Consider the following 26030-nt stretch of genomic DNA (forward strand, 5'->3'; position numbering starts at 1 on the left):
TCATTGATTTAATTAAAAATCAACGACTTATATGTGTTGTGGCTAAGAACAAAATACTATCTACTTATCTTATAATAGATGATTAAATAACCAAGAACTAAATTTTTCTACTGTATTATTATCTAGATTTATCACAAAATGTGGTGTAAAATCTGTAATCATTACTGTTACAAGTAATGTGATTGATAATAAAATGAGTATCGATTTAAAATGTTCTTTAGTTGTCATAACCTATTCATCTATGTGTTTCATTAATAGAAGGGTAAAAGACAGAACAGAACCCTATAAAACAATTGATTTTTTTCTGATAAGGCTATTAATTATGGTTTAGGAAAAAGTAACCAGCTCTTTTTCTTATAATTTATAAATCCTTCGTGTCTAGAAATTGATTTATCCTTTTTAATCATGTTCTTTAAAAAGAAGCCAAATACCCAGCCACTTAAAACTAACCAAGGTATCCAATGCATTGCCATAATAGCATAAGCAGAATAGATTAAAATTTCACCTAAGTAATTAGGGTTTCTAGTTTTAGTAAATAACCCTTCATTAATTAATCCTTTCTGAAGTTTTAAGGTAAAATACTTTTGTGCATCACTTACATAGTGTAAAAAGATGCCAAGTGTATAAATAAATACTACCAGTACAAAAAGATAAGGAGGTAGTACTACATAATTACTGATTAATAAATAGGGGGCAATATAATAGCCTCCAAGAGGAAGAAATATAAAAAATAAGCCAATTAGAAAAGGCTGTTTCTCACTAAAGCGGTTATCAGGAAACATATTGTGTTTTAGTAACCATAATAGACAATAAGTACCATGTATTGCTAAATAGATAAATGCTTCTGTCGACCAGTTATTGAAATACCACATTAGAAATAAAACTACAGGTATAAGTAAAATTTTATGTGCATTGATATATGTAGAAACTTTCATAGCTTATTTAAGTTTAATTTTAAAAGTAGTTGTCTTTCCATTTTTCACATTAAAGGATACCTCATCAAAATCTGGAGGTCCTAATTTCCCAAACTTATTTTTAGAGAAGCCATATTTTTCTTTTGGAATACCAAACAGGTTTTTATCCAACTTCTTATTATTATTCTCATCATGCCAAACCGCAATTGCATAAGTTCCTTCTTCTAAGTTGTTAAAAGTATAACTTGGTGAAGAGGTGTCTACTGTAGCATTTTTATAATTGGCTTCATATTCAGGAAAGTCAGTAGCACTTTTATAAAGGCCGATTACTATCGTTCCTTTAGAATTACTTAGACCTGTTACATTAATTTGAACACTTACAGTCTGTGCAATTGAGGGAGTATTAAATGCAATAAAGCACCCTAATAAAAAGAAGATGTGCATTGATTTTATTCTCATGTTATTGTAATTAAAATTGATGTGATTACTATCAATAACAAAAGGGAAATAGCCCAGAAGAAACCCTAAAAGAGAAATACAACTGTATTATTAGTATTTGATTAATAACCTTAACAAGAAGATTTTGAAGAGTAGTAATTCATTTATTAGATTTCAAAACTATGTTTTATTAAAATTGAAGAAATGAAAAATCTACTTATTCTATTATCTCTTTTGAGTATATCTGTAATAACCAATGCTCAAGATTTATCTTCTATGCAATGGTTTAATGCACCAGATAAATGGGACGTAAAAGGAAATACACTTAAAATGTTTGTTACTCCACAAACTGATTATTGGAGAAAAACCCATTATGGATTTACCGTAGACGATGGTCCTTTTTATTATGCAAATAGAGGTGGTGAGTTTGAGGTATCTGTAAAAATTACAGGAGCCTATAAAACACGTTTCGACCAAATGGGGTTAATGCTGAGGGTAGACGAAAAGCATTGGATAAAAACAGGAATTGAATATGTAGATGGTGTATATAATTTTAGTGCAGTGGTAACAAATGGCCATTCTAGTTGGAGTGTTATAGCACTAAAAGAAAAGCCAAAATCAATTTGGATTAAGGCAATAAAAAAACGTGATGCAGTAGAAATACTTTACTCTTTAGATGGTAAGAATTATCAGATGAGTAACCTTGCTTATTTACCAGACCATAAGCCTGTAATGGTAGGGATGATGGCGGCAAGTCCTGATGGTAGCGGTTTTGATGCTACTTTTGAAGATTTCAAAATAACACATCTTCCAGACGAAAGAAGATTAGAATGGTTAGAAAATAACAAGGAGTAAAGTTGTTATGGGAGTAGGGATTTTATACTCTTTATACGCTTCTATATATGAAACCTTTATATAGAACTATGAAAAATATAATATTGACTTGCTCGATGGTACTAATGTTATCCGCTTTAAGTTACGGACAAATGTTAGGTACTTTATCTGTTCCCTCGTTAGGAGGAGCTACTAATGCAAATGCAGCAACTTATTCTGGAGATGGTGTATTTGTTGGTGTCGCTTCTTTACATTCTAAGCATATGAATTTTATGGCAGTATCTGTATTATGGAATACAGGCGTAGATATTTTAGGCGCTAAGTATTCTGTTATGATCTCTCAGCCAAGAATTATGGATGGAAACTATCAAAATGGATTTTTTCCTGTAACATTTTTTGTCCCCTTACAATTGTCTTGGGATTTAGGAACAACAAAACTACAAGCAAGTTATTCTTACCTTTATGGACAAAAATTACCTTTGGATGCCCATTTTGCGAACCTAAAAGCAACACAGTATTTAGCAGATGGAAAATGGTCTTTAAATGGAGGAATAATTTATGAACATAGAGTGGCAAGAAAAGAAGCAGAAAGACAATTAGGAGATGCAGTTGTTTTTGAAGGCAATGTATCGAGGCATTTCAAAAATGGAGCTTCAATTGGTGCCTTTGGTTATTATAATACCAATGCATCTCCAGAATATATTAGTGGAAGATCTTTAATGAATGGAATGTCTACAACGGCAGGGGTAGGTATTGATGGTAACTATCCCGTAGGTAAACATATCTTTTTGAGTGGTAAATTAATTTATGATTTACAATCAAACCCTGCAACAAGATGTAATAAAATTGTACTTGGTATAGCGTATAAATTTTAATATTTGGCTGTAATCATTTAAAGACTTTTAAGCACTACTTTAATCTTTTATAGATTTTGAAGTAGTGCTTTTTTATGTTTTTATAGTCTCTATTTGGTACTTATATAACTATATACCTTGAAGCATCTCATTGTATTGTGTACCACTTAAAGAATGAGTATTGGTATTGAAGTTCATCTGAGTTTATCATCATAGCAAAAGGTATCTGTCAGGTTTTATTTCTATAATCTGATATCAAATAGCCTTATATATACTACTTTATTAAGCTCCCTCTACGTCATTTAATTTTCTATTACTATTGTAGGAAAAACTATATACTTGAAGCACCTCATTGCATTATGTACCACTTAAAGAGTGAGTATTGGTATTTAAGTTTACCTGAGTTTATCATCATAGAAAGAGGTATCTGTCAGTTTTATTTCTATAATCTGATATCTAATAGTCGTAAACATTATTGATATAATTTTATTAGTTTTCATGATCAAGTTGTAGTCTATAAATTGGGTTATTTGTCTGCTTAAATCAATTACTAATGGTAGATATAAGTTGATTCCTACAATTCAATAGTTAACAGTAAACATCTTATTGTGATAACTTTCTTTGATTTATATATCACCCTAAAAATTATACAAGTACTTCATCTATTACACACAAAAAAAGCCGAAGGAATTAACCAACGGCCTTAATGAAAACATTTATATTTATTAAAAACTATTTCTATTATTTATCATGAGAATAAATGTGATTATTAATTTCTAAAAATAGGTTGGTAGCTACATCTTAAACCACCACCAAAGTAATTTGCTTTTCTAAAAGGAATTTCTTTTACATCAATTCCCATTTCTCTCACTCTGTCTGCAACTTTAGGGAAAGCATCAGACATAATAATCGACTTACTATTAATAACAACACCATTTGTAGCCATTATTTGTGCTTCTTCTGCTTCAACTTCTACCCATTCTCTATTTTTTAAACTTTCTGGAGCAGCTTCAAAATCAATAAAATCTTCCTTACATATAATACCTTGCTCTTTATTTATAAGCATTAATGTACAATCTAAGTGCAAAACATTAGGCTTTAACGGAATAGGGTGAACAGTATATTCACTGCCTAATTCATTTTGTAACCACTCCACACCCTTCATGTTAGAGGCATTACCAGATATCCCTACATAAATATCGCTACCAGCAACAAATACATCGCCACCTTCTAAATAGACATTATCTTTGTGGTAACCAGCTTTTAAAGAAGGCATGCTTACCACTTCACCATTGTAATTCTTAGCCATATTTAGGGCAATTCTTCTATAACTTGGTGTCTCCTGACGACGGTTTTCGTTGTATAAATTAGTAATTATAAACTTATTGCCGACTGTGATAATTGGATCACGAGAATAACATTGAGAAGTCCCGATAACACCAACTTCAATTTCGTCTGGTCGATGTACAATTACACCTAGTTCTCTTAATGTTTTTACAAGGTTTTCTTGTTCATCAAAATATTCTTGATCGTCTTTAGGAAAAACATTTGATAAAGTATTATTCTCCATCTTTTTCATGTAATCCCATGATGCGTCAGGAATATAAGGAAAGAATTCTTTTAGGTTTAAATCTACCTTAGGAACAACAAAAGTATTAGGCACCCATCTACCAATTACCACTTCTTTAAGTTCGTCCCATTCATGGTTGTTTTGAATTTCTTTTCTGTCAGCAGCATTAAAGTTGAAGGCAGTTAATATAGCAACTACAGCACTTGCAGCTACTAGAATGCTAGATTTGAGTATTTCTTTATTTTTCATAATGTTTTTTTTAAATTTTTATTGCTTTCACTCTTAGTAGGGTAAAACCATTTTAAAACCCCTATAAAAAATTAAAAAAAATATTATTTATGCTGATAAAAGAAATCAGCTTGCCAAATTTGCGTTGTTATTGCTTGCTTACTTGTAGGCATATCCCATTCTGGATATACTCTAAAACCACGTTTACCATCTTTCTGATTTGTAGAAATAATTCCCTTTTTAATCAAAATATCTTTAGGAAATATAAACTGTCCCAACTGATTTTCTGATTGAGCATTGATTATATAAAAATCAAAGGTATCTTCTTCATGAAAAGGTGTAGTAATACCTTCGCTATCACGTTTCCAAAAAGTAACAAACTGACCAATTTTCTTGGGAGTAATTTTACTATCTCTATAAATTATTTTCTTATCATCTATAAAAAATGAACAGCCATTGTATTCAGCACTTTCTTTATCAATAGTAAATTTATTAAAGTTAGAAAGCTGTTTTTTAAAGAAGAAATTTCTAATAGTGTTATCAAAAGGGTACATCTTAGAAGTAATGTTATTTAGTGCCATAATTAATAGAAAATGCTTTAGTTGTTTAGGTTAATTTTTTTGATGAAGACTAGGCTTAATCTGATACATAAAACTAATAGATTTTTTTTGGATTGAGTATTCATTATTATTAGTTCGAAAAATTTGTAGAGTTTTCTTAACGTTGATTACCTTAGCAGAGACTTCAATTAATAAAATCTAACATGAAACGACTCTTTTACTTACTCTTGCCATTGGTTATCGCGCTATCTTGTGATACCACCGAAAATTCTGAAAACAACAACTCTGAGCTAACTCAAAGAGCTGAAGTAGCAAAAAAAATAAAACCAAAATCTAAAGAAGGTTTAATCGTTACTTATCATTCTGGAACTAAAGTAAAACGTACAGAAATAAATTACCAAAGAGATAAAAAGAATGGTTTAGCAAAGGTCTATTATGAGAATGGAAATGTTCGACAAGCCATTGACTATGTAAATAATTTTAAGCATGGTATGGCAAAGGAATATTACAAAGATGGAACATTATATAAGGAAGCCTTCTACGATAATAATGTGGTACAGCGTAGAAAATATTACTATAAAGATGGCATCTTAAAATCTGATGTTCCTTATTATAAAGGCAAGCAAACTTTTGGATTGAAAGAATATTCGAAGTCTGGTAAATTATTAAAAGTATATCCTAAAATACAAATTAAAGAGAATGATGATACCGCTCTATATGATAAGTATATTTTAGAATTAACATTATCTCAAAGAAGAAAAGGGGTGAAGTTTTTTATGGCTCATGATGATAACAAGCCTGTAAGAACAAGTAGTACAGAAGACGATAATTTATATTTCTTACCTATGATTAAAGGAAGAGGAGTTTTAGAAATACCTATTCCTAAAGGTAATTACGCCATGAAGAAGTTTACTTTTTATGTGGAGTATGTTACCTATAGCGGAAGAAAGAGATTAGATAAAATAGATTATAATTTCCATGTAACGAATTACTAATCTAAATGAAAAGCCATTTCAAAATTCACTTTGAAATGGCTTTTTCTTTTTATAAGAAACCTATTTTTTGTTCTAAAGAATAGGTGTTGGGATAATACGAGAGTCCTTTTAAAAATGCCTTTTTAGCACTAGTAGTTTGTCTCCTTTTAAAGTACAGCATTCCTAAATGATCATATAAAGCAACTACATTCTGTTTTGGAATTCCGTAATGAACTTTAGGATCAAATACTGTTTCAAAATCCGAGATGTGTTTTTTTGCAGATGTCAAATCTTTTTTAAGAATATACTCAAAAGCTAAATTTAATTGAGCGTCAAGAATTAATAACTCTAATTTTAATTCATCTTCTAAAAAAGGATATTGTATTTTTTGGTCTTCAATAAAGACAATACGTTCAGTTAAATTATTTGTGTATTGTGAAAGTATAATATCAACACATGAGTTTAGCGCAACTTTATAAATCTCAGAATTCTGTGGTTGAAGAACTAATGCTTTCTGGCAGGTAGCTAATGCTTTTTCGAATAATTTATTTTCGTAATAGTTATAGGCAAGAACGTAGTAATGATCGAAATTAATCTTATCAAGGATAACGCTATCTTCTATTTGCTGAAACACCGTGTAAATTTCTTTGTAAGTAGCAGTGTCTTGCTTTTTAATCATGTACTCGTTTTGGAAAGAGTTAAATTCCGATGAGAAATCTTCTGATTTTAACCCATTATTATAGCCCAGATATCTACTTAAATAAACAATCTGTTTGGCATATTCTAAAGAGTATTCATCTTGTTCACTTAAAATTTGAAGATTTAGATTTACTATAACTTCTTCATAAAGTTTATTTGGGTAAATAGAATATCCCTTTTGAAGCGCAGATAAAGCCATTTTGTAATCTTCATTACCCATGTCTTTAAACCCTTCATTAGAATAAAGAATACTAATTAAATTTCTATATGCAATGTTTTCATCTTTAAAGAAGTACTCATCAAAAACAGCATTTATACCTTTTGTATTCACTTCACTTTTAGAAACGAGTTTATTTTCTAACAATGTATTTACAAGGTTTTCTTTTGTTTTATCAGAATAAAATCGAAAACCATTATTTGGAGAAGTAGACTCCATTGTAATATTTTCAGCATTAGGATATGCTTGTAAATAAACGTGGTTAGGAGTTTTCTTTATTGCATAAGGAATAGAAAAATGATCTAATACCAATGCATAAATACTTGTAGCAGTAGCACAATTGTATTCCCCGTCAGTAAAAATTTTATAGAATGATATGTTCTCAATGTATTTAGTGAAGAGTTTATTGTGCACTTCTTTATAAATAATTTGAACCTGTTTTTTTGGCTTTTTATCTCTAACTTTTAATTTTTCTAACGTAGCAAATAACTGATTTAGTTTATCAGTTGCTTGTTCTGAAATACTATTTTCTGTATTGCCAATTTCTACTAATAAGTTCAAGAAGCTAGTCGAATCTTCTTGATAATCGATAAATGCAATTTTCTCTCTTTCAGAATTAAAAGTGAGTTCATCAACATTAAATTGGAAGTCTTGTGAGTAGGCTGATATAGAAAAAAAGAGTATACATATTAAGAGAAAGGTATTTTTCATGTTTGTTGTTAGATTTTCGATTTGAGAGTCGGTATATATGTCACGATACAGCTGTGAAGATAATACAATTCAATTTTTAAATGATACGCTTATAATGGATTTATTTAAAAAAGTATTCTTCTACTTTATGACAATTGAGAGTAGGGAAAGAGCAGTTAGTTTAGTTGATCACTTAAATAAAAAAGAGGCAAAATACGTATACTTTGCCTCTCAATATATCAATGAGTAATTGATTTAAACATCAATAAAACGTTTAATTAATGGGCCAATTCCTGCAAAGAAAAACTCTACAGCCATTACCATAACTATTAACCCCATTAAACGGAGCATCAGTTTATTTCCCGTATCACCAATTACTTTCATAATAGGTCCTGCAGATAATAAACTTAGGCAAGTAATGGTAAGTACTCCTGTTATTGCTAATACTAAGCCACCAATTTTCATAGGGTCATCTCCTGCATTATCCATTAAAATAATGGCATTGGCAATAGAACCAGGACCACAAATAATTGGTATAGCAAGTGGAGTAATGGCTACATCTTTGGCGTATTCATGAATTTCGTCTTTAGTTACCTTCACACTGCCAAGCCTTGCTTGAAGCATATCGAAACCTACTAAGAAGAAAATCATACCTCCAACAACACGTAAGCTGTCTATAGAGATACCAAAGAACTTAAATAAAGATTGACCTGATATTGCAAAAAATAACAAGAAACAATAAGCAATTAACGTTGCTCTAAGTGCCGTTCTTTTACGCTCTTTGTTTTCCAATTGGTTAGTCATTGTCATAAAGACAGGCATAATACCAACGGGATTAATTAGCGTAAAGAAGGACGTAAAAGCCAAGAGGGCATACGTTAAAACTTCGTTCATTTATGTATGTATTTAGTATGTGTTTTTTAATGCTGCAAATAAAGGAAGAAGAAATGAAGAAACATAGTGATACAAAAAGCATTTTTAGTAGATCTGAATAATCTTTTTAAAAAGCTTACTATTGAAATCGTTTAAAAATGTATTAGCTAAACTTTCTATCTGATTATCCTTCGTTATATTAAAACTGCACCGTTAAAGATTGGATAATTTTAGGTTAGTTATTTGAAATATTGAGTGTGTGATATGTGCATCGTAAACATATTATTGCTCACGATGCTTCTGCCTAATAGACATTTACTTTCATATCTTCAAAAACATTTTCAGAATGGTAATAGCGATCAGTACTTTTTTGCCAATGATATGATGAAGCAACAATAACCTCTAACGCATTAAGATATTTATCTACCGTTAACTTATCCTGTGGTGCTAATGGTACAACTTTTACTTCTTTTATAGTTAATTTAAAATCAGAATGGATATCATTTACTTTGTCTATGGCTTTAATTATTGCTTGCTTATAATTAGAGGCTTCTTTAGAAATTAAATACGCATTTATTAGATTGTAATTGCTATGTTTTTCTTTTGCATATGAGAAAATATCATTAGATAAAGCACCTATCAAAGCACATTGTCTACAAAGCTTTTTAATATAAATATTTTTATTATTGATTAGTTCCTCATTTAAATAAATAGAATGTACGTATTCAATTAAGTCAATAAGTAAATACATACCTCCAGTACTTAATCTTATTGATATATACTCATCTACAGTATTATATTTTTTTTCTATTAATGATGCTGATAAATGTTCAATGACGGAATTGGTGTATTTATTGAAAAATTTCTCAGGACTATCTTTTCTTAATATTCTACTGATGTAATTGATTGAAGTATATAATTTATTTATTTTCTGATTTTTAGAATGGTACATTTTTTCCCCCTTCCATATTTCTAAGATTTCTTTTACTTCGGGGAGTTCTCCAGTGTTGGTATCTTCTCCAAAAAAGTCATCTAAAAAGTACAGAACGTCATAAGTAACAAGAACATTTACCATTTTATCTATAGGACTATCTATATAAATATAGTTAGTCATTGTAGAATGTCCTGAATATAATTTTTCATCAATTATCCCTAAATTTTCAGATATTTCTTGTGCCTTTTTAGAGATAACATTAGCATCTTTATGAATGTATAATTCAGTGTCAGATATAGTTAGAAGTGTTGAGTTAAAAGTCATTATTTATTTGCTTGTACTTAACGGTTTTGTTAAGCAATGTGAGAGGGTGCGTTACCCTAATGTGAAGTTTGAGTTTATTTGTGTGCCTAAAATGTGCACTGCTTTATTTATTAAAGGTAAAATAATCTTTTAGAGGGAGCAAGTTTCTTATTATTTATTGGTGGTGGGTGGTATAGGGCTAAACAATAGCAATTTAATTATAACTTAAATACGTTTAAAAGGCTGAATATTGTAGTATAAGAGATATATTTTAATGATTAAACTTTCCTCTCTATTGTAAGAATAGAAAACAATTGTGGTGAGGTTATCCGTATTACTTATTACCAACATAGTCATTATCCTCCTCCTTTTCCTCTTCTGTTAAAGGTGGGTTGTACACTATTTTTTTAATGGTATTTACAACAACGTTCTCGGTAAAATCAAAATAAATAATCTCTTAGAGCGTACAGTTCTTATGTAAAGGATATGCTTCTAAGATGCTAAGTAGCTTTTTAAAAATGTTTACTGTATTTATATTTTTTTACTGTGTTACTTTTACATTATTCTTAAATCGTTAGTAACCTAAGAAAGCAATTCAAACGGTAACTATTTCAGTAAGAATATTTCTATTTTCCGATAAGTCGAATAACTCAAATATATTAAATGTCAGACTATATCAATATAACATTATTGTAGTATGGGGTGTAATTGATTAGCAATAGCATATACAACTAAACCTACCGTATTTCTCGCTCCTACTTTATCAAGAATTCTTTGTCTATGGTTTTCTATTGTGCGTTTACTGAGAAATAATTTATCTGCGATTTCTTGATTTGTATTCTCCTTACAGATTAACTTAACTACTTCAATTTCTCTTACAGATAATTCTTCATTTGAGGTTAATGAAATTTTTTTAGTACTATTTGTCATATATTGGACGATCATTTCTTTATCTGTTTCTGTAAAATAGACTCCAAATTGATGTACTGATTCAACGACTGAGATAAGTAGCTTTCTGTTAGCATTTTTTGGAATAAAAGCAGAAACACCCAACTTAATCATATGTCCTACAATATTACTTTTGTAATGAGATGAAAGTACAATGATTTTTAAATCTTGGTATTTACCTTTTAATGATTCTACTAATTCGAAACCATCCATTGGTTTCATCTGAATGTCTATTATGGCAATATCTAGGAGTGATGAATCTTGATTATCATCAAGAAATTTAAGGAATTCTAAACCACTGTTGGCAGTTTTGACAACATTAATATTATCAACATTTGAAAATATAAGTGAGAGTCCTTCTATAAATAATGCCTCATCATCAACAAGGGCTATATTTATCATATTATTCATTGTTTTGAATGTATTATAATTAACCTTGTACCACGGTGTTTTTTACTTTTCCATTTGTAATGTCCATTAATAGATTGGATTCTACTATCAATATTTTGAAGTCCCATTCCCTTATTAAGTTGATCTTGATCAAAACCAATACCGTTATCTGATAGAATTAAAGAAACTGCATTTTTAGTATCTCTAATATGAATGATCATTTTAGTCGCATTAGCATGTTTGATCACATTACTTAAAAATTCTTGAATTACTCGATAGGTTTGTAATTCAAATGAGATACTCTTTGGCTTGTAATAATGATTTAATAATTCAATGGTAAGAGTTTTATTAACATTTGAAATTAAAGCTTCAATAGTGAGTAATAGACCAAACTTTTCTAAATTCACAGGGTATAGTGAATGAGAAATTGTTCTGGTTGTTTCAATTAATTCAGGAATTTGTTGAACTATAACTTCTCTAGATCTTTTACTATTCCATGTCTCTTCATTATTAACCCAAAGAGAGAGAATATTTAACTTATTTCCGATATCATCATGTAAAACTTCTGCAATACGTTTTCTTTCATTTTCTTGCACAATGGTAGCTTGTAGAGCAATTTCCTTTTGATGTTCTAATTCTAGTTGATATTGTATAGTTTTTTCAGTTATAATTTTTTTAATAAATGCCCTATACAATAAAAAAATAAATAATATGATTATCGTTATTACTATAATTAAAACAACTATATATTGGGTTTTGATGACCATTTGCTTATCCTAAAAAAAGTAAAAATAAAACAAATATATAAAAGGGAAGCGAGCACATTATTGATAATCCAAATAAAACTATTGTATTCTGTTAATTGATTCATAATCATAAATAAAAACAAAGAGACACTGTAGTATAAGAAAAAAGCAGCATGAATAATGGTTAAAATATTATTATTTTTAAGTTCATTTAGATTTTTAATTAAAAGAATTGCTGCTAAACAAATAATGGTTAAATGAGACATTATTTTACCATAACCAGTTGAAGCATCATTAGAAATAAACCATAAAACAGAGGCTTCAATAAAGAAACAGCTAGCTATTAATCCAACTATTATTTGCCATTTTTTCGTAACTTTTAATTCTTTAAGAAATAAATTAACTACTATATAAAACTCTCCTGCTATATAAAAAGGGTAGAGAAATTGAGTAGTTGAGCTCTCCATAATTTCAATTAAATAAAGAGCAACCATCTCAATTCCAAGAATTAAACCTAAATACATAGTATACCATTTGTATAAGCTGTTAATGCGTATATGTTTATTGATAATGATGTTAATAAGAGCAATAGACAAAACGAAATAAGAGAAATACGAAGAAGCTAGAATATAATCGGTCATTTTTTTATAAAAGAGAAAAGTTTGTCTTGTCCTTACATAAAGGAGGACATGGACGAGACCAGTCATCAGTATTTGTTAGTGTTATATTTTGGTTTCTTTTTGCTCTCAAAATTTCTCCAGTAGTATTATCAGAGGTAGCAACAAATATTAATAGAGGTATTAGCTTTTGATAAATAGGAGATTGCTTAAGACCAAAGAAAGCAACGATTTCACCTTGTCCACCATCCTTTCTTGTTAAATCAGCAAAAGGTACTGTAAAAGTTCTAAAGATATTTCTTCCTTTAGATGTACTGTGTTCGTAATAAAACCAATTTAGACATTCATACCTCCATTTTTCTATATCTTTTCCCGAAGTTCTTTCTGTAATTGTTGGTTCGTTGGATACTGGTAAATCAACTTCTTTCCAGAATTTAGTGATCTCTAAATCTTTGGATAGTTTTGTTTTTGAAACTGTAGTGACTACTTCTGTTTCATTTAAGGTGATTTCTTGCTCTAAACCTGTCAAAGGTTTTGTAAGATACATATCAAGGTCAACCTCTTTACCTTCTTTATCTAAGGGAACGATAATTAGAATAAACTCTTTATCATGTACACCAGCGTAAATATGAAATTTGCTATTTTCATTATATTCTTTTATCCAAATACAATCAGTTTCATTAAAGCGAAATACTTTAGTAGAGTCAATTACCTCTTTTATTTTTAAGAAGTCAATTTTAGTTTTTTCCCATGAAGCGATGGCTTGTTTACATTTTTCTTTTAGTAGCATAGCTGAATATTTATATAGTTAGATTTTAATAGTTATAGTTTACGATACCTAGACTAGTTACGTATTTTGAGAGAGTACGTATTTCATATTGTGTTTATCTAAAATAAATACAATCAATTTTTATTTATATCTAAATGTAATTCAATTTTACAAAGTAGACAAGCTGTGTTATTTATAAATGACTAATTAGTCATTTAATAAAGAATGTTGAATATCTTCCAATTAGAATTTGTAGTTTCTATACTAGACGTACATAAAGAAAGTATTTTTATGGATTGAGTATAAATACTCAATTTGATAAACCCGTATTTTTACTCTAAGAAACAATCTATAATTATTAGACATTTGTAATGTAATCAAAAGCAAAATATTCGATTGAGTAGCTACTATCAATTTTTGATTATAAAGGCGATATCTGAAAAGCCTATTAATTATAAATAGAGTAAGAATAAAATTTTTAAATTATTTTTTTATGGAAAATGTAACAGAAAAAGAATTTTTAATACAAGAGGCATTAAAAGGAGGTACACCTTCAAACCTTATAGGAACGACTTGGTTAGTTTCACCTGTAAATAATGATTTTTGCCCATTCGAAATTAATTTTGATGCAAATAACATTTGTAAAGTTATAACTGTAAATAAATTCTTTTCTGGAGCAGGGAATTATTATGGAAATGAAACAAGTGCAGTTTTTCATTTTACTTACTATAGTAATGGTTCTACTTATATGTGTAGTTCTAATCCAAGTGAAGGTACAGGGACAGTGCATGCTCAGCACAATGGTCATACGTATTTAATGCCATTTAAAATGAATATTAAATAATAGATTTTAATAATTATTACTTAGTTAAAATTTAGTACAAGGGCATTGCTATTTCAAATAGCAATGCCCTTGTTATTGAGATAAATATTTTTTTGATCATACCAATCTTTTAACTTCTAATTCTTAGTGATTATCATAAGAGAAATTAACTAAATGTAACTTTTGTTTTAATGGGCAAGTATTATCTCATAAATAATATTTTTAGATAGCTGCTTTTTTTTTGCTAAAAGTATTTTTTGTTGGTCAATTAAAATATTATATAATAAATTTTTGTACCTAACCTTATTGTGAATTTTATATTTGCTTGTTGCACAGACTCTGACTTAAATAGTAACTGAAATGTTGTAATAAATTGTGCTTTTCTTCCAATTTTCATTAGGGTTACAATAATGAGAAATATCCTCTAAGTAATATATCTTCCATCCTTTGTATTGGTAAATAAAATGTGTCAGGTACAAAAAGGTATGCTGGATTCACTACATTTTTATTAAAAAAGGTGAAGCTTTTCAACTTCACCTTAAAAAAGACTTTAATTATTTATAAACTAGAAACTTCTCCAGGAGCCATTACAGATTCTTCTTCTGTAAAGTTTATACCCATTTGTTCTAGTTCTTTAAGTACGGGTTCGTAAATGTTTTTATGAATAGGAATACAAGTACCTGTTCTCGTTATCTTCCCTTGTAAAATCAACTTTGTTGCAATAGCTAATGGAATCCCTACTGTATCAGACATTGCAGTATAGGTTTGGTCTTTTCCTTTTACTACCATATGAGAAGTGCGTAAGATATTTTCATCACCCTTTTTGTAGAAGAGTTTATGGTACATTACGATCATATCTTTATCGTTTTTATCAAGCGACCATTTTTCTTCTAGAATTTTTTGGAGTATCTGAGCAGGGGTAGCACTTGGTAACCCTACTTTTTTATCACTAAAAATATCTAACCAAATTAGTTTGTCCATTTCTAAATCATCCTGAGATAATTTAAGGTATTGCATCAACTTTAATTCCACAGAATCTTGAGGGTTATAACGCAAGAAAGAATTAATAAACTCTCTATACGTCATGTTTTGTGTATCTTCCATGATGAAGCTATCGTCTGTAGCTCCAAGTGTTACAAAACAGTTCCAAGCACGGCAAAAACCAGGTCTTCTTAAGGTACCTCTATAAACTGTAGGTACGCCTTCTAAACCATATTTCTGTACATAGTTTAGAGAGTCTCTATTGGCATATCCTTCAAACTTTCCGTATTCCTCTATTTCGATACGTTCTGTTCTTCTAAATAATTTATGATAGGGGATGTATTTATATTTCCCATTATGGAGAAAACGTACTGTACCACCTTGTCCTGCTAACACCACGTTACGCGGGTTCCAAGTAAATTTGTAATTCCAAGGATTATTGTCTGATTCTGGAGCAACTAAACCACCCGTAAAAGATTCAAAACCTTCTATGCTATAGCCTTTTTCTTTTACCTCCTCAATCATTTTCATGGCAGACATATGGTCAATACCAGGATCAAGTCCCATTTCATTCAAAAGAATAATTCCTTTGTCTTTTGCTTCCTGATCAAGCTCTTGCATTTCGTCTGTAATGTAAGAAGCCGTAGTTAAAGGAACACCTTGTTTAACAGCTTCTTTTGCAGCTTCTATATGGAAACGAGCAGGAAGTAACGAGACCACAATATCAGCTTGGCCAATATATTCTTGTCTGTGTGTAGGGTTGTTGATATCAAACTGAAAACTCGAAGCTATATCTTCAAATCCTTTGATCTTTTCATCGGCCAATTCTTGTTGGTAATCGCCTACTTTTATCTGCCAATTGTTCTCTTTAGCGTGTTGGCAAAGATAGTGTATGAGAGAAGACGCAGAACGGCCTGCACCTAATATGATAATCGTTTTCATGCGTGTTTTTATGCGGTTGTAGTATGTGTTTATTGTTATTGTATTACAAGTATGACTATTGAAATTTTATAAACCAAATCTTAAGAAAAGAAGTTATCTATCTTAAAAAATACAGTTTTTATGAAATTGTTGGCTATTCATGTATTTTAATATTACTTTTATAATCTAACTCGCATTATTTTGCGAATTGTTTATACAAATGGACTAGCAAACACGAAAAGGATGAAAGTACTCAAGTTTGGAGGAACATCAGTTGGAAGTGCGAAAAATATCCAACAGGTAGCCAGTATCCTTTCCGATTATCAACAAAGTGGACAAAGAGTTGCTGTTGTTGTATCGGCGATGAGTGGCATCACGAACAAGCTCATAGAAGTAGGAAATAGAGCTGCGTCAGGCGACGAGACCTACAAATCATTATTAAAAGATATTGAAGCAACGCATTTAACCGCAATTCGTGAGTTAATTGAGGTGCGTAGACAAAGCAAAACCATTGCTTTTGTTAAGCTTTTACTTAACGATTTAGAGGATATTTTAAGAGGTATTTTCCTTTTAAGAGAATTGTCTTTACGTTCTCTTGATATTCTTCAAAGCTTCGGTGAGCGCTTGTCATCATTTATTATTGCTGAATATTTATCGCAAGAAGGTGTACCTGCAGCGCAATTAGATGCTCGTGCAGTAGTACGTACTAATAGTGTATTCGGTGGTGCTAAAGTAGATTTTGTTACAACTAACTCTGCAATTACTAAGTATTTTGCAGAAAACGATAAAATGCAGATTATTACTGGGTTTGTCGCGTCTTCTGAAAGTGGTGAAACAACTACTTTAGGTCGTGGTGGATCGGATTATTCTGCAGCAATTTTTGGAGCAGCTTTAAATGCAAAAGAAATTGAAATATGGACAGATGTTGATGGTGTAATGACAACGGACCCTAGAGTGGTTCCTACTGCATTCTCTTTACAACAATTGTCTTATGAGGAAGCAATGGAGATGTCTCACTTTGGAGCTAAAGTGATTTACCCTCCAACGTTGCAACCAGCAATTAAGAAAAACATTGCTTTAAGAATTAGAAATACATTTAACCCATCTTTCCCAGGTACTTTGGTAACAGCAAAGTCAGGACAAGAAGATTGGCCAGTAAAAGGTATTTCATCAATTAAAGAAATTTCTTTAATCACTTTATCAGGTAGTGGTTTAATTGGTGTTCCGGGTGTATCATCTAGATTATTTGGTGCATTAGCAAGAGGCGGTGTATCTATGATTTTGATTACACAGGCATCTTCAGAACATTCTATCACATTTGCTGTAGCACCTTCGGATGCTGTAAAAGGTAAAAAGATTATTGAAGAGGAGTTCTTTAACGAAATGGCATCGGGTAAAGTAAACCCAGTAGAAGTAGAGGGTAACCTTTCTATTCTAGCTATTATCGGTGAGAACATGAAAGAACGTCCAGGTGTTGCCGCTAAATTATTTAGTGCACTTGGTAAAAATGGTGTAAGTATTTCGGCAATTGCTCAAGGATCTTCAGAATTAAACGTTTCTGTAGTAATTGAACAAAAGCACTTATATAAATCATTAAATGCATTACACGAAATCTTCTTCTTGTCTGATATGGCAGAGTTGAACGTGTTTATGTTAGGTCTTGGTTTGATTGGTAATACGTTACTAAATCAAATGAAAGATCAGGCAGAATACTTATTAACTGAACGTAATTTGCGTTTAAATATAGTAGGTGCTGCCAACTCTAAGAAAATGATTTTTAACGAGACAGGTTTAGATATCTCTTTATCAAAAGAAGAAATCTTAGCAGAAGGCGAAGCATCTAATGCAGAGTTATTTGTTGAGAAAATGATTGAGATGAACTTGCCTAACTCTGTATTTGTAGACTGTACGCCTGGTGAGAGTGCAGTTAAATTATATGAGAACATCTTGTTGAATTCAATTTCTATTACAACACCAAACAAGATTGCAAACTCAGGTACTTTAGAATACTATTTAAAATGCCAAGCAGCTGCAAAACGTAGAGGTGTTAAATTCTTATATGAGACAAACGTTGGTGCAGGTCTTCCTGTAATCGGACCTCTTCAAGATTTAAGAAGATCTGGTGATAAAATTATTAAGATTGAAGGTATCTTATCTGGTACATTATCTTACTTATTCAATACGTTTGCTGCAGGTATGAAATTCTCTGAGCTAGTAAAACAAGCAAAAGAGATGGGTTATACTGAACCAGACCCTCGTGATGATTTAGGTGGAGTTGATGTTGCTCGTAAAATCTTAATTCTTGCTCGTGAAGCAGGGTATCATTTAGAACCTTCTGATGTGGTTGTAGAACCAATCTTACCTCAAGCATGTCTTGATGCAGCATCTGTAGATGATTTCTTTGTTGAATTAGAAAAAGCAAATGACCTTTTCGAAAAACAAAGAGCAGAAGCAGAAGCAGAAGGCAAAGCATTACGTATAGTTGCTACACTTGACGAAGAAGGTAAAGCAGTAGTAAGTTTACAAGCAGTTGGTAGTACACATCCATTCTACGGTTTGGTTGGGTCAGACAACATGGTTGTATTTACTTCGCGTCGTTACTTTAGCGAACCTCTAGTAATTAGAGGACCTGGTGCTGGTGCAGAAGTAACAGCTGCAGGTGTATTTGCAGAGATTATTACAATTGGTAATTTCTTAATTAACTAAGAAATTAATTACATATAATTATTAGGGTAGAGACAGGGTTTGCCTTGTCTCTATTTTTTTTATAAAAAGATGAAAGAAGTAAAAGCTTTTGCCCCTGCTACGGTGGCTAACGTTGCTTGTGGCTTTGATATCCTTGGTTTTGCTGTGGATAGTCCTGGTGATGAGATCGAAATGAAATTAGTCGACAAACCGGGTATTGTAATTAAAGACATTACTGGAGACGAAGGACGTTTGTCTAGAGATCCTAGAGATAATACGGCAACTGTTTCTGTGTATCAGTTTTTAGAAAGAATAGGTGCAGAGAAAGCAGGAATCGAGGTTGTTTTACATAAAAAAATGCCTTTTGGTAGCGGTTTAGGTTCATCTTCTGCAAGTACAGTTGCAGGTGCCTTTGCTGTTAACGCATTATTTGATAATCCATTAACTACAGAAGAACTTTTACCTTTTGCAATGGAAGGTGAACGTGTAGCTTGTGGTGCAGCACATGCAGATAATGTTGCTCCAGCTTTATATGGTGGTTTTGTATTGGTAAGAAGTTACGATCCTTTAGACGTTGTACGTTTAAATGTACCAGAAGAATTGTGTTGTGCAGTTGTTCACCCTCATATAGAAGTTTCTACAAAAGATGCTCGTAATATTCTAAGAGGTGAAATTCCTTTAGTAGATGCCGTACGTCAGTGGGGTAATGTTGGTGGTTTAATTGCTGGTTTAGAGCAAGAGAATTACGATTTAATAGGTCGTTCTTTACAAGATGTAATTGTAGAGCCAATTCGTTCTATGTTAATTCCTGGTTTTGACGAGGTAAAAAGAGCAGCAATTTATGCAGGTTCTATGGGGACAGCAATTTCTGGTTCTGGACCATCTGTATTCTCTTTATGTAGAGGAATGGACAAAGCAGAAAGAATTGCTAAAGCAAAAGTAGAAGCCTTCAAATCTATCGGAATTGAAAGTGATATGTTTGTTTCTAAAGTGAATAAAGTAGGACCAAAGATTATTTATTAATCAAAGTCTGATTTTAATATAAAGTACCCTAGTGTTGATTTTCAATGCTAGGGTATTTTTTATTGCTACATTTTAAAACGCTATACGTGAAAAACCTATGGATTCTATTTTAGTGAAACTACGAACAATATAAAATCACTATTTATTTAGTTTTGAGTTTTGTAGCATAAAAATAGTGTAGCCGTTAAAATGGAGGAGATTTTTCTAAAAAATAATTCGAAAAAAAAGCGATTGGAGTTTAAGTTTCAGTGGTATGTTGCATATATTGATTATATCAAAGAGGGGAGTCTTCTCATCCTTTTTCATACTTTTATACCGCAAGAGTTACACCTGATTGAGAATTTCGGTTTTCACTTTTTATTAAAGGTAAAAGACTTTTCAATTAAGAATAAGTTGGTACTACATGCTAAATGTCCTTATGCTAAGGCATTACTTAAAAATATCGACGAGAAAATATGCTGCAATGAATAACCTTTTAGAAGATAAAAAACGCCCTTTCTTCTGGCTTTTTTTACTGAATATACTATTGATATTAGGTATACTAACTTCGCTTGCCTTTCTATTTGTTAACCAAGAAAGATTATTTGATAGCCAAGTAAATAGATACAATTCTTATCGTTTAGGTGATGCTTTAAGGCAGAGTGATGATTTTCTAACAGATTATTGTAAGAATTTCATTATCACGAAAGATACTATTTGGGAAAAAAAATACTGGAATTTAGTTGCCTTAAGAGAAGGGAAACTCATTCTAGAAGAGCAAGGGTGGAGCACTTCTATTCTTGATAGTATGTACCAAATGGGGTTTTCCGAACAAGAGTTTACTTTATTAAAAGAGGCATTGGGGAAATCAAATCAATTGATTAAAAAAGAAACCCAAGCATTTAATGCAGCCAAAGGAATATTCTTAGACAGTGTAAATCAATATACTATAAAAGGCATTCCAGACATGGATAAGGCACTTCAAATTTTATACGACAAAGAGTATTTGTTTACAAAAAAAGAAGTGATGGAGCCAATTGTAAGGTTTGAAAGCTTAATAGAATCTCGTACCCAATCAACAGTAGAAAAAAATAGAGAACAAGGGGAACATCTCTTAATTACAATTTTTGTAGCTATAGCTATCTCTATTCTCTTATCTATTATTACGTATTACATGATTGTAAAACGACTGATTCAGAAAGAACAACTTTCCAATCAATTACAATCAAGGAACAAAGAACAAGCGTGCCTTTATAAAATATCTCAATTAACAGAAAGTACGCCAAAAGATATAAAGCATATACTAGAATCTGCCACATTAATTATTCCTTACGGTTGGCAATTCACAGAAAAAACATGTTGTAGAATTACGTATAAAGAAAGTGTTTTTACATCTCTTCATTTTTCTGAATCGGAGTGGAAACAGGAAGCTCAAATTTATAATGGAGAGACAAGTATAGGTACTATAGAAGTATTTTATAATGATCTTATTTCTAATAGAAAAGAGAGCCCATTTTTAAAAGAGGAGCAAGAGTTGGTAGAAGCAATTGCATCGTTAATTAGTAATTTCCATGAAAGAAAATCGTATCTGCAAAATTTAAGTGAGAGTAATAAAAGCTTAAAGAAAGAGATTGAGGCAAAAGAAAAAACAGAAATAGCATTAATAGAAAAAGAGCAACAATTACAGTTTGCCTTTGATGTTTCTAATGAAGGAATATGGGAAATTTATCACGATTCTGATGTGATAAATTTTAGCGAAAGATGTTATAGCATACTTGGTTTTACATCTAAAAGTGCGGAATTAGATCAAATAGTTTTTTGGAAAGATTTAATAATTGATGTAGATCAGGAAAAGGCATTAATCAACCGTATAAAAGAAATAAAAAATAGTGGCCTTCATGATAGTATCTATAGGATAAAAACAAAAGGAGGACAATATAAATGGATTCATACCAAAGGAAAAGCAGTAGCATTTTCAGCACAGAACGTACCTCTTAGAATTGTAGGCACAATGTCTGATATTACTGAACGTATGAAACAGGAAGAGAAAATAGTGGATGCCATTTTAGAAACAGAAGATAAAGAAAGAAGTAGAATTGCACGTGAGATTCATGATGGGTTACAACAAACCATGTCTACTTCTTTAATGAGTTTTGAAAAAGTAAGATCGTCTGTAGATTTTGAAGAACAAAAGATATACGAGAGGTTTCATATGGGGTATCAATACCTTAAAAAAGCAATAGAAGAGAGCCGTACATTAGCGCACAACTTAATGCCTAAAATTGTTAGTGATAACGGAATTGTAGCTGCTATAGAATCTTTAGTATCAGCTATTCAGCCTTCATCAAATACTGAATTTAATTTTGACCAAAATATTCTTGAAAATAGACTAAAATTATCTGTGGAGATGACGCTCTATAGAATAACACAAGAAGCCGTAAATAATGTGATTAAATATGCGAATGCATCAAAATGTAATATTCAATTATTAAAGCATTCTGATGTGGTCTTATTAACGATAGATGATAATGGTGATGGGTTTGTTGTAGACCAAAAAGAAAATACATTTGGTATTAATAGTATGCGTACTAGAGCAGAATCTATTGGAGCCTATTTCGAAATTAATAGTCATCTAAATAAAGGAACTCAAATATTAGTAGAACTTCCATTGAAATAAATATGAGCGATATAAAAATACTACTTGTTGACGATCATAGTATGATCAGGTTTGGTTTAAAATCTTTTTTAGAAGATGATGCTATTGTAGTAGCTGCTGAAGCAAAAAATGGTGTTGAAGCTTTAGAACTACTTAAAGAGATAGAAGTTGATGTTGTGGTAACAGATATTATGATGCCCGAAATGGACGGGATTGTGCTTACCCAAAAAATTACACAAGAGTACCCAGATAGTAAAGTTTTAGCATTGACCATGATGAATGAGTCGCAGAATATTAAACGTATGCTGAATGCTGGTGCAAAAGGTTATTTGCTTAAAGATTGTACGCAAGAAGAATTAATTAATGCCATTAAGATGGTAAATAATGGAGGTTCTTTTTACTCTAATGATGTAACTCAAATTATTATGCAAGGGTTGGGTACAAAACCAAAGCAGAAAAAGAGAACGGTAAAAGATATTGCATTAACCGAAAGAGAGCTGGAGGTACTGCACCTTATTTGTAAGGAAAAAACCAATGCAGAAATTGCAGAAGAACTATTTATAACATTGCGAACAGTAGAAGCTCACAAACGAAATTTATTAGAAAAAACGGGTTGTAAGAATGTTGCAGGCTTAGTATTATATGCTATTGAAAGAAGCCTTTTTGACGATTTATAGGCCTAGAGTACAGAAGTATTTAGCAAACCAATTAAACATCTTCTAAGGTTTTTTATTTCTTTATTAAGTGATTCACCTAGACAATATGTATAACACCAATATAGTATAAATTGGGGTTATAAGTATAGAATAACAAGGCATATATAAGATCTTTGTTCTATCAAAAAATAGATAGTTTAAAGAAAACAATTATAAAAAATAATCATTATGGCTGGAATTATTCTTGGAATCGCATCGGTAGCATTAGTAAGTATGTTCATCTATTTTATAGTGAGAAAATAGTTTTTAAAATCTATTAATCAATATAAAATAAATACTACAAAGATGATAAACTTAAAGAAAATGGTATACTTAATCTGGGGCTTTTTAATAATAGGGCTTTGTTTTGTGTCCTGTAATAACTTATCACGATTAGATAATAAAGAAATTCAAAAAACGTTAAACCACATTGAACTAGAAGATGAATATGTACCTGAACTTAGTTTTAATGAGCATAGGTATGTTCCTGCTTATTCCAATTTATATTATAAATCTGAATCTACATTTATTTATTGCACTGTGGTGTTAAGTATTCGGAATACAAGTTTAACCGAAGACCTATACCTTAATAATGTAGATTATTACGATTCTTATGGTATAATGCTTTCATCATTAATCAAGAAAAAAAATAAATTAAGACCGTTAGAAACGAGAGAATTTATTATAGATTTTAAAGAACAAAAAGGTGGTTCGGGAGCTAATTTTATTGTTTCTTATGGAACAAGAGAAGAATTAAAGGATTTACCAATTATTGAATCTATAACAATAGGGCATCATGGAAATAATGGGTTTACCTTTACCTCAAATTCACAAGTAATACAATCACAATAAAATAAATAATAATGTTAGGAAGTGAGATGACACTGTTAATTGCCGTCTTAATTATAATCGGTATTTTACTGTATAACCCAACTAAAGATTTAGGAATACCTGCAGCCTTTATTTTTATAGGTGTAGGTTTATTCTTAGGCAATGGGGAGTCATCTTTTGAGGTATATGATAATCCTGAATTATCAGATTTTATAAGCCAAGCAGCATTAGTACTTATTATTTTTGTAGGTGGTTTACACACTAAAGTTCTTGATATTAAAAAGGTAATTAAAGAAGGAATATTAGTTTCTAACATTGGAGTTATAGTCACCTCTTTAACGTTAGGTGTTTTTGTATCTTATGTAACGCCACTATCATTATTAGAAGGGCTTTTATTAGGGTCGATTGTATCTTCTACAGATGCCGCAGCCGTTTTTGGTGTATTAGAAGCCAAGAAAATGAAATTGAAATTTGCTTCTGATAAGGTATTAGAATTTGAATCTGCAACAAATGACCCTATGGCAATGATCCTCACATTAATTTTTGTGAGTATCTTACAAAATCCAGATTCACCTATAAACTACGTGGAGTATATTCAGTTTTTTGTGCAACAAATTTTTATAGGTGGAGGTTTAGCATTTACCTTATTCCATATTGTTAAGTTTTTATTTAAAAAGTTCCATTTTCAAGAAGAAGGACTAATCCCAATTTTACTTTTTAGCTCGCTTATTGTCTTTTTAAAAGTAAATGAATACTTAGGAGGAAATGCTTTAATTGGAGCGTATATTTTTGGTGTATTATTAAATACTTTAGACTATCAAAATAAAGACAATTCACTACATTTCTTTAATAGTTTTTCGTGGTTGGCACAATCAATTATGTTCTTAATATTAGGACTACAAATGTTCCCAAGAAGTTTATGGGAAGTATTACCAATAGCCATATTACCAGCATTGTTTTTATTCTTTATTGCACGTCCTTTAGGAATTTTTCTTTCTTACTTACCGTTAAAAGAACCTTTAAATAAAAAGATATTTATATCGTGGAGTGGGTTAAAAGGAGCTACTCCCATTGTGTTTGCATTAATCCCAATTTTATCGGAAGTAAATAATGCAGAAATGATCTTTTACATTACCAGTTTTATTGTCTTGTTATCTCTAATTATTCACCCTTTTAGTATGGAGTTTTTAGCAAGAAAAATACATCTATTAGACGATGATTAAACAAGTGATAGCAAATTATTGTAAAAAAAATAAGGCACCAATTTAGATTGATGCCTTTATTATTTTGGTACAAATAAAGTTTATTCATTTATAAGCACAGCATCTGATTTAAATGAGAAGCCATACCTTCCAAAATTACCAATATTTATAGCTTCAATAAGAGCTTTGTTTTTTGGAGTGTTTTTAGTACCATATTCAACAATAAAATTAGCACCAACACCACCTTCTTTTTCCTGTTGCTCAACAATATATTCAGCAGATTCTAATGGTTTAAGTACAAGATTTTTTTTAATATAATCACGTACTAATTTACCCTTGCTATCATAATATTTAATATCCGTAAAATAGAGGGTATCTTCTAAACTAATATTTCTTAGGCTAAGTACTACTGTACAATGGAATTTAGTATTTCCTTGCTGATAGTAAAGGTCAGAATAAGCAGAAACATAATATTTTTCTTTAAAATTTAATGAAGGCAGATCGCTATCAGAAATGTAATTATTATCTTTTTCTTCACTTCTTAAAACCATATCATTAGTAGCAACTTCTTTTTGACAAGAAAAGGTTACTATTGTTACAAAAAGGAGTAGTATGTTCAGTAGTTTTGTCATGATTATTTATCATTTGGAGATGAAATACTAAAGTACAATTTTAA

The 26030-nt window shown here is 30.7% G+C and carries 25 protein-coding genes; 11 read left to right on the top strand and 14 right to left on the bottom strand.

The genetic code is table 11. The features are described from left to right. Positions 1-69: 69 nt before the first annotated feature. The 3 genes from EI427_RS25960 to EI427_RS19390 form a co-directional block, all read right to left on the bottom strand. Complete coding sequence (locus EI427_RS25960; RefSeq protein ID WP_155523304.1) at positions 70-228, bottom strand: hypothetical protein; 159 nt, start codon at positions 226-228, stop codon at positions 70-72. Between the two features lie 92 nt (positions 229-320). Continuing rightward, positions 321-935: a DUF1295 domain-containing protein gene (locus tag EI427_RS19385; RefSeq protein WP_126617841.1), complete on the bottom strand. Its 615-nt coding sequence runs from the start codon at positions 933-935 to the stop codon at positions 321-323. Positions 936-938: 3 nt separating this feature from the next. Beyond that, positions 939-1373 (bottom strand): DUF2141 domain-containing protein, encoded by a 435-nt coding sequence (locus EI427_RS19390; RefSeq protein ID WP_126617843.1) that lies wholly within the window; start codon positions 1371-1373, stop codon positions 939-941. Between the two features lie 183 nt (positions 1374-1556). On the opposite strand from EI427_RS19390, the gene EI427_RS19395 reads away from it, so the two are divergent. Together EI427_RS19395 and EI427_RS19400 are read left to right on the top strand one after the other, a co-directional pair. Then, positions 1557-2207, top strand: coding sequence for a DUF1349 domain-containing protein (locus EI427_RS19395; RefSeq protein ID WP_126617844.1), 651 nt, complete (start codon positions 1557-1559; stop codon positions 2205-2207). Positions 2208-2275: 68 nt separating this feature from the next. Then, the gene (locus EI427_RS19400) at positions 2276-3061 is read left to right on the top strand and encodes a hypothetical protein (RefSeq protein ID WP_126617846.1); all 786 of its coding nucleotides are present in this window, start codon (positions 2276-2278) and stop codon (positions 3059-3061) included. Between the two features lie 748 nt (positions 3062-3809). On the opposite strand, the gene EI427_RS19405 is transcribed toward EI427_RS19400, so the two are convergent. Next, positions 3810-4859, bottom strand: coding sequence for an arginine deiminase family protein (locus EI427_RS19405; RefSeq protein ID WP_126617848.1), 1050 nt, complete (start codon positions 4857-4859; stop codon positions 3810-3812). A gap of 83 nt (positions 4860-4942) precedes the next feature. Beyond that, the gene (locus EI427_RS19410) at positions 4943-5419 is read right to left on the bottom strand and encodes a MepB family protein (protein ID WP_205727880.1); all 477 of its coding nucleotides are present in this window, start codon (positions 5417-5419) and stop codon (positions 4943-4945) included. 182 nt (positions 5420-5601) lie between these two features. Between EI427_RS19410 and EI427_RS19415 the strand changes: the two genes are divergently transcribed. Further along, positions 5602-6393, top strand: a complete 792-nt coding sequence (locus tag EI427_RS19415; protein ID WP_126617850.1) for a toxin-antitoxin system YwqK family antitoxin — start codon at positions 5602-5604, stop codon at positions 6391-6393. 49 nt (positions 6394-6442) lie between these two features. Here EI427_RS19415 and EI427_RS19420 read toward each other — a convergent pair whose 3' ends face one another. Then, positions 6443-7999 (bottom strand): tetratricopeptide repeat protein, encoded by a 1557-nt coding sequence (locus EI427_RS19420; protein WP_126617852.1) that lies wholly within the window; start codon positions 7997-7999, stop codon positions 6443-6445. Between the two features lie 37 nt (positions 8000-8036). Here EI427_RS19420 and EI427_RS19425 point away from each other — a divergent pair, with 37 nt between their 5' ends. Next, positions 8037-8228 carry a hypothetical protein gene (locus tag EI427_RS19425; RefSeq protein WP_126617854.1) on the top strand — a complete coding sequence of 64 codons (192 nt, stop codon included), beginning with the start codon at positions 8037-8039 and terminating at the stop codon, positions 8226-8228. Positions 8229-8233: 5 nt separating this feature from the next. Here EI427_RS19425 and EI427_RS19430 read toward each other — a convergent pair whose 3' ends face one another. From EI427_RS19430 to EI427_RS19455, 6 genes are all read right to left on the bottom strand, one after another. After that, positions 8234-8872, bottom strand: a complete 639-nt coding sequence (locus EI427_RS19430) for a MarC family protein (RefSeq protein WP_126617856.1) — start codon at positions 8870-8872, stop codon at positions 8234-8236. A gap of 283 nt (positions 8873-9155) precedes the next feature. Continuing rightward, positions 9156-10109, bottom strand: a complete 954-nt coding sequence (locus tag EI427_RS19435; RefSeq protein WP_126617858.1) for a terpene synthase family protein — start codon at positions 10107-10109, stop codon at positions 9156-9158. Between the two features lie 666 nt (positions 10110-10775). Then, positions 10776-11438, bottom strand: coding sequence for a response regulator transcription factor (locus EI427_RS19440; RefSeq protein WP_205727881.1), 663 nt, complete (start codon positions 11436-11438; stop codon positions 10776-10778). Between the two features lie 5 nt (positions 11439-11443). Next, positions 11444-12121: a sensor histidine kinase gene (locus EI427_RS19445; protein ID WP_205727882.1), complete on the bottom strand. Its 678-nt coding sequence runs from the start codon at positions 12119-12121 to the stop codon at positions 11444-11446. A gap of 47 nt (positions 12122-12168) precedes the next feature. Beyond that, the gene (locus EI427_RS19450; protein WP_126617864.1) at positions 12169-12696 is read right to left on the bottom strand and encodes a hypothetical protein; all 528 of its coding nucleotides are present in this window, start codon (positions 12694-12696) and stop codon (positions 12169-12171) included. Between the two features lie 121 nt (positions 12697-12817). Beyond that, complete coding sequence (locus tag EI427_RS19455) at positions 12818-13579, bottom strand: hypothetical protein (protein WP_126617866.1); 762 nt, start codon at positions 13577-13579, stop codon at positions 12818-12820. A gap of 472 nt (positions 13580-14051) precedes the next feature. Between EI427_RS19455 and EI427_RS19460 the strand changes: the two genes are divergently transcribed. Further along, the gene (locus EI427_RS19460) at positions 14052-14402 is read left to right on the top strand and encodes a hypothetical protein (RefSeq protein WP_126617868.1); all 351 of its coding nucleotides are present in this window, start codon (positions 14052-14054) and stop codon (positions 14400-14402) included. Positions 14403-14939: 537 nt separating this feature from the next. On the opposite strand, the gene EI427_RS19465 is transcribed toward EI427_RS19460, so the two are convergent. After that, a complete protein-coding gene (locus EI427_RS19465) occupies positions 14940-16304 on the bottom strand; it encodes a saccharopine dehydrogenase family protein (RefSeq protein ID WP_126617870.1) in 1365 nt (454 codons plus the stop codon). A gap of 222 nt (positions 16305-16526) precedes the next feature. On the opposite strand from EI427_RS19465, the gene thrA reads away from it, so the two are divergent. The 6 genes from thrA to EI427_RS19495 all read left to right on the top strand — a co-directional run bounded on the left by thrA (position 16527) and on the right by EI427_RS19495 (position 25375). Beyond that, positions 16527-18989, top strand: coding sequence for a bifunctional aspartate kinase/homoserine dehydrogenase I (gene thrA, locus EI427_RS19470; protein WP_126617872.1), 2463 nt, complete (start codon positions 16527-16529; stop codon positions 18987-18989). 69 nt (positions 18990-19058) lie between these two features. Beyond that, on the top strand, positions 19059-19991 hold the full coding sequence (locus EI427_RS19475) for a homoserine kinase (RefSeq protein WP_126617874.1): 933 nt from the start codon (positions 19059-19061) through the stop codon (positions 19989-19991). A 463-nt stretch (positions 19992-20454) separates the two neighbouring features. Next, positions 20455-22647 carry a sensor histidine kinase gene (locus EI427_RS19480; protein WP_170178548.1) on the top strand — a complete coding sequence of 731 codons (2193 nt, stop codon included), beginning with the start codon at positions 20455-20457 and terminating at the stop codon, positions 22645-22647. 2 nt (positions 22648-22649) lie between these two features. After that, on the top strand, positions 22650-23303 hold the full coding sequence (locus EI427_RS19485) for a response regulator transcription factor (RefSeq protein ID WP_126617878.1): 654 nt from the start codon (positions 22650-22652) through the stop codon (positions 23301-23303). Between the two features lie 324 nt (positions 23304-23627). Then, positions 23628-24173 (top strand): DUF3124 domain-containing protein, encoded by a 546-nt coding sequence (locus tag EI427_RS19490; protein ID WP_126617880.1) that lies wholly within the window; start codon positions 23628-23630, stop codon positions 24171-24173. A gap of 11 nt (positions 24174-24184) precedes the next feature. Beyond that, the gene (locus EI427_RS19495; RefSeq protein WP_126617882.1) at positions 24185-25375 is read left to right on the top strand and encodes a potassium/proton antiporter; all 1191 of its coding nucleotides are present in this window, start codon (positions 24185-24187) and stop codon (positions 25373-25375) included. A gap of 80 nt (positions 25376-25455) precedes the next feature. Here EI427_RS19495 and EI427_RS19500 read toward each other — a convergent pair whose 3' ends face one another. Next, positions 25456-25986 carry a DUF3124 domain-containing protein gene (locus EI427_RS19500; RefSeq protein WP_126617884.1) on the bottom strand — a complete coding sequence of 177 codons (531 nt, stop codon included), beginning with the start codon at positions 25984-25986 and terminating at the stop codon, positions 25456-25458. Positions 25987-26030: the final 44 nt, after the last annotated feature.

Source organism: Flammeovirga pectinis (assembly GCF_003970675.1).
GTDB classification, from domain to species: domain Bacteria; phylum Bacteroidota; class Bacteroidia; order Cytophagales; family Flammeovirgaceae; genus Flammeovirga; species Flammeovirga pectinis.

Excerpts from the sequence above, each read along its gene's own strand:
- EI427_RS19490 (WP_126617880.1), top strand. The coding sequence starts at position 23,628 with ATGATAAACTTAAAGAAAATGGTATACTTAATCTGGGGCTTTTTAATA.
- EI427_RS19485 (WP_126617878.1), top strand. The coding sequence starts at position 22,650 with ATGAGCGATATAAAAATACTACTTGTTGACGATCATAGTATGATCAGG.
- EI427_RS19390 (WP_126617843.1), bottom strand. The coding sequence starts at position 1,373 with ATGAGAATAAAATCAATGCACATCTTCTTTTTATTAGGGTGCTTTATT.
- EI427_RS19435 (WP_126617858.1), bottom strand. The coding sequence starts at position 10,109 with ATGACTTTTAACTCAACACTTCTAACTATATCTGACACTGAATTATAC.
- EI427_RS19495 (WP_126617882.1), top strand. The coding sequence starts at position 24,185 with ATGTTAGGAAGTGAGATGACACTGTTAATTGCCGTCTTAATTATAATC.
- EI427_RS19440 (WP_205727881.1), bottom strand. The coding sequence starts at position 11,438 with ATGATAAATATAGCCCTTGTTGATGATGAGGCATTATTTATAGAAGGA.
- EI427_RS19455 (WP_126617866.1), bottom strand. The coding sequence starts at position 13,579 with ATGCTACTAAAAGAAAAATGTAAACAAGCCATCGCTTCATGGGAAAAA.
- EI427_RS19395 (WP_126617844.1), top strand. The coding sequence starts at position 1,557 with ATGAAAAATCTACTTATTCTATTATCTCTTTTGAGTATATCTGTAATA.
- EI427_RS19430 (WP_126617856.1), bottom strand. The coding sequence starts at position 8,872 with ATGAACGAAGTTTTAACGTATGCCCTCTTGGCTTTTACGTCCTTCTTT.
- EI427_RS19415 (WP_126617850.1), top strand. The coding sequence starts at position 5,602 with ATGAAACGACTCTTTTACTTACTCTTGCCATTGGTTATCGCGCTATCT.
- EI427_RS19410 (WP_205727880.1), bottom strand. The coding sequence starts at position 5,419 with ATGGCACTAAATAACATTACTTCTAAGATGTACCCTTTTGATAACACT.
- thrA (WP_126617872.1), top strand. The coding sequence starts at position 16,527 with ATGAAAGTACTCAAGTTTGGAGGAACATCAGTTGGAAGTGCGAAAAAT.
- EI427_RS19460 (WP_126617868.1), top strand. The coding sequence starts at position 14,052 with ATGGAAAATGTAACAGAAAAAGAATTTTTAATACAAGAGGCATTAAAA.
- EI427_RS19450 (WP_126617864.1), bottom strand. The coding sequence starts at position 12,696 with ATGTATTTAGGTTTAATTCTTGGAATTGAGATGGTTGCTCTTTATTTA.
- EI427_RS19500 (WP_126617884.1), bottom strand. The coding sequence starts at position 25,986 with ATGACAAAACTACTGAACATACTACTCCTTTTTGTAACAATAGTAACC.
- EI427_RS19405 (WP_126617848.1), bottom strand. The coding sequence starts at position 4,859 with ATGAAAAATAAAGAAATACTCAAATCTAGCATTCTAGTAGCTGCAAGT.
- EI427_RS19425 (WP_126617854.1), top strand. The coding sequence starts at position 8,037 with ATGTCACGATACAGCTGTGAAGATAATACAATTCAATTTTTAAATGAT.
- EI427_RS19385 (WP_126617841.1), bottom strand. The coding sequence starts at position 935 with ATGAAAGTTTCTACATATATCAATGCACATAAAATTTTACTTATACCT.
- EI427_RS19400 (WP_126617846.1), top strand. The coding sequence starts at position 2,276 with ATGAAAAATATAATATTGACTTGCTCGATGGTACTAATGTTATCCGCT.
- EI427_RS19475 (WP_126617874.1), top strand. The coding sequence starts at position 19,059 with ATGAAAGAAGTAAAAGCTTTTGCCCCTGCTACGGTGGCTAACGTTGCT.
- EI427_RS25960 (WP_155523304.1), bottom strand. The coding sequence starts at position 228 with ATGACAACTAAAGAACATTTTAAATCGATACTCATTTTATTATCAATC.
- EI427_RS19420 (WP_126617852.1), bottom strand. The coding sequence starts at position 7,999 with ATGAAAAATACCTTTCTCTTAATATGTATACTCTTTTTTTCTATATCA.
- EI427_RS19480 (WP_170178548.1), top strand. The coding sequence starts at position 20,455 with ATGAATAACCTTTTAGAAGATAAAAAACGCCCTTTCTTCTGGCTTTTT.
- EI427_RS19465 (WP_126617870.1), bottom strand. The coding sequence starts at position 16,304 with ATGAAAACGATTATCATATTAGGTGCAGGCCGTTCTGCGTCTTCTCTC.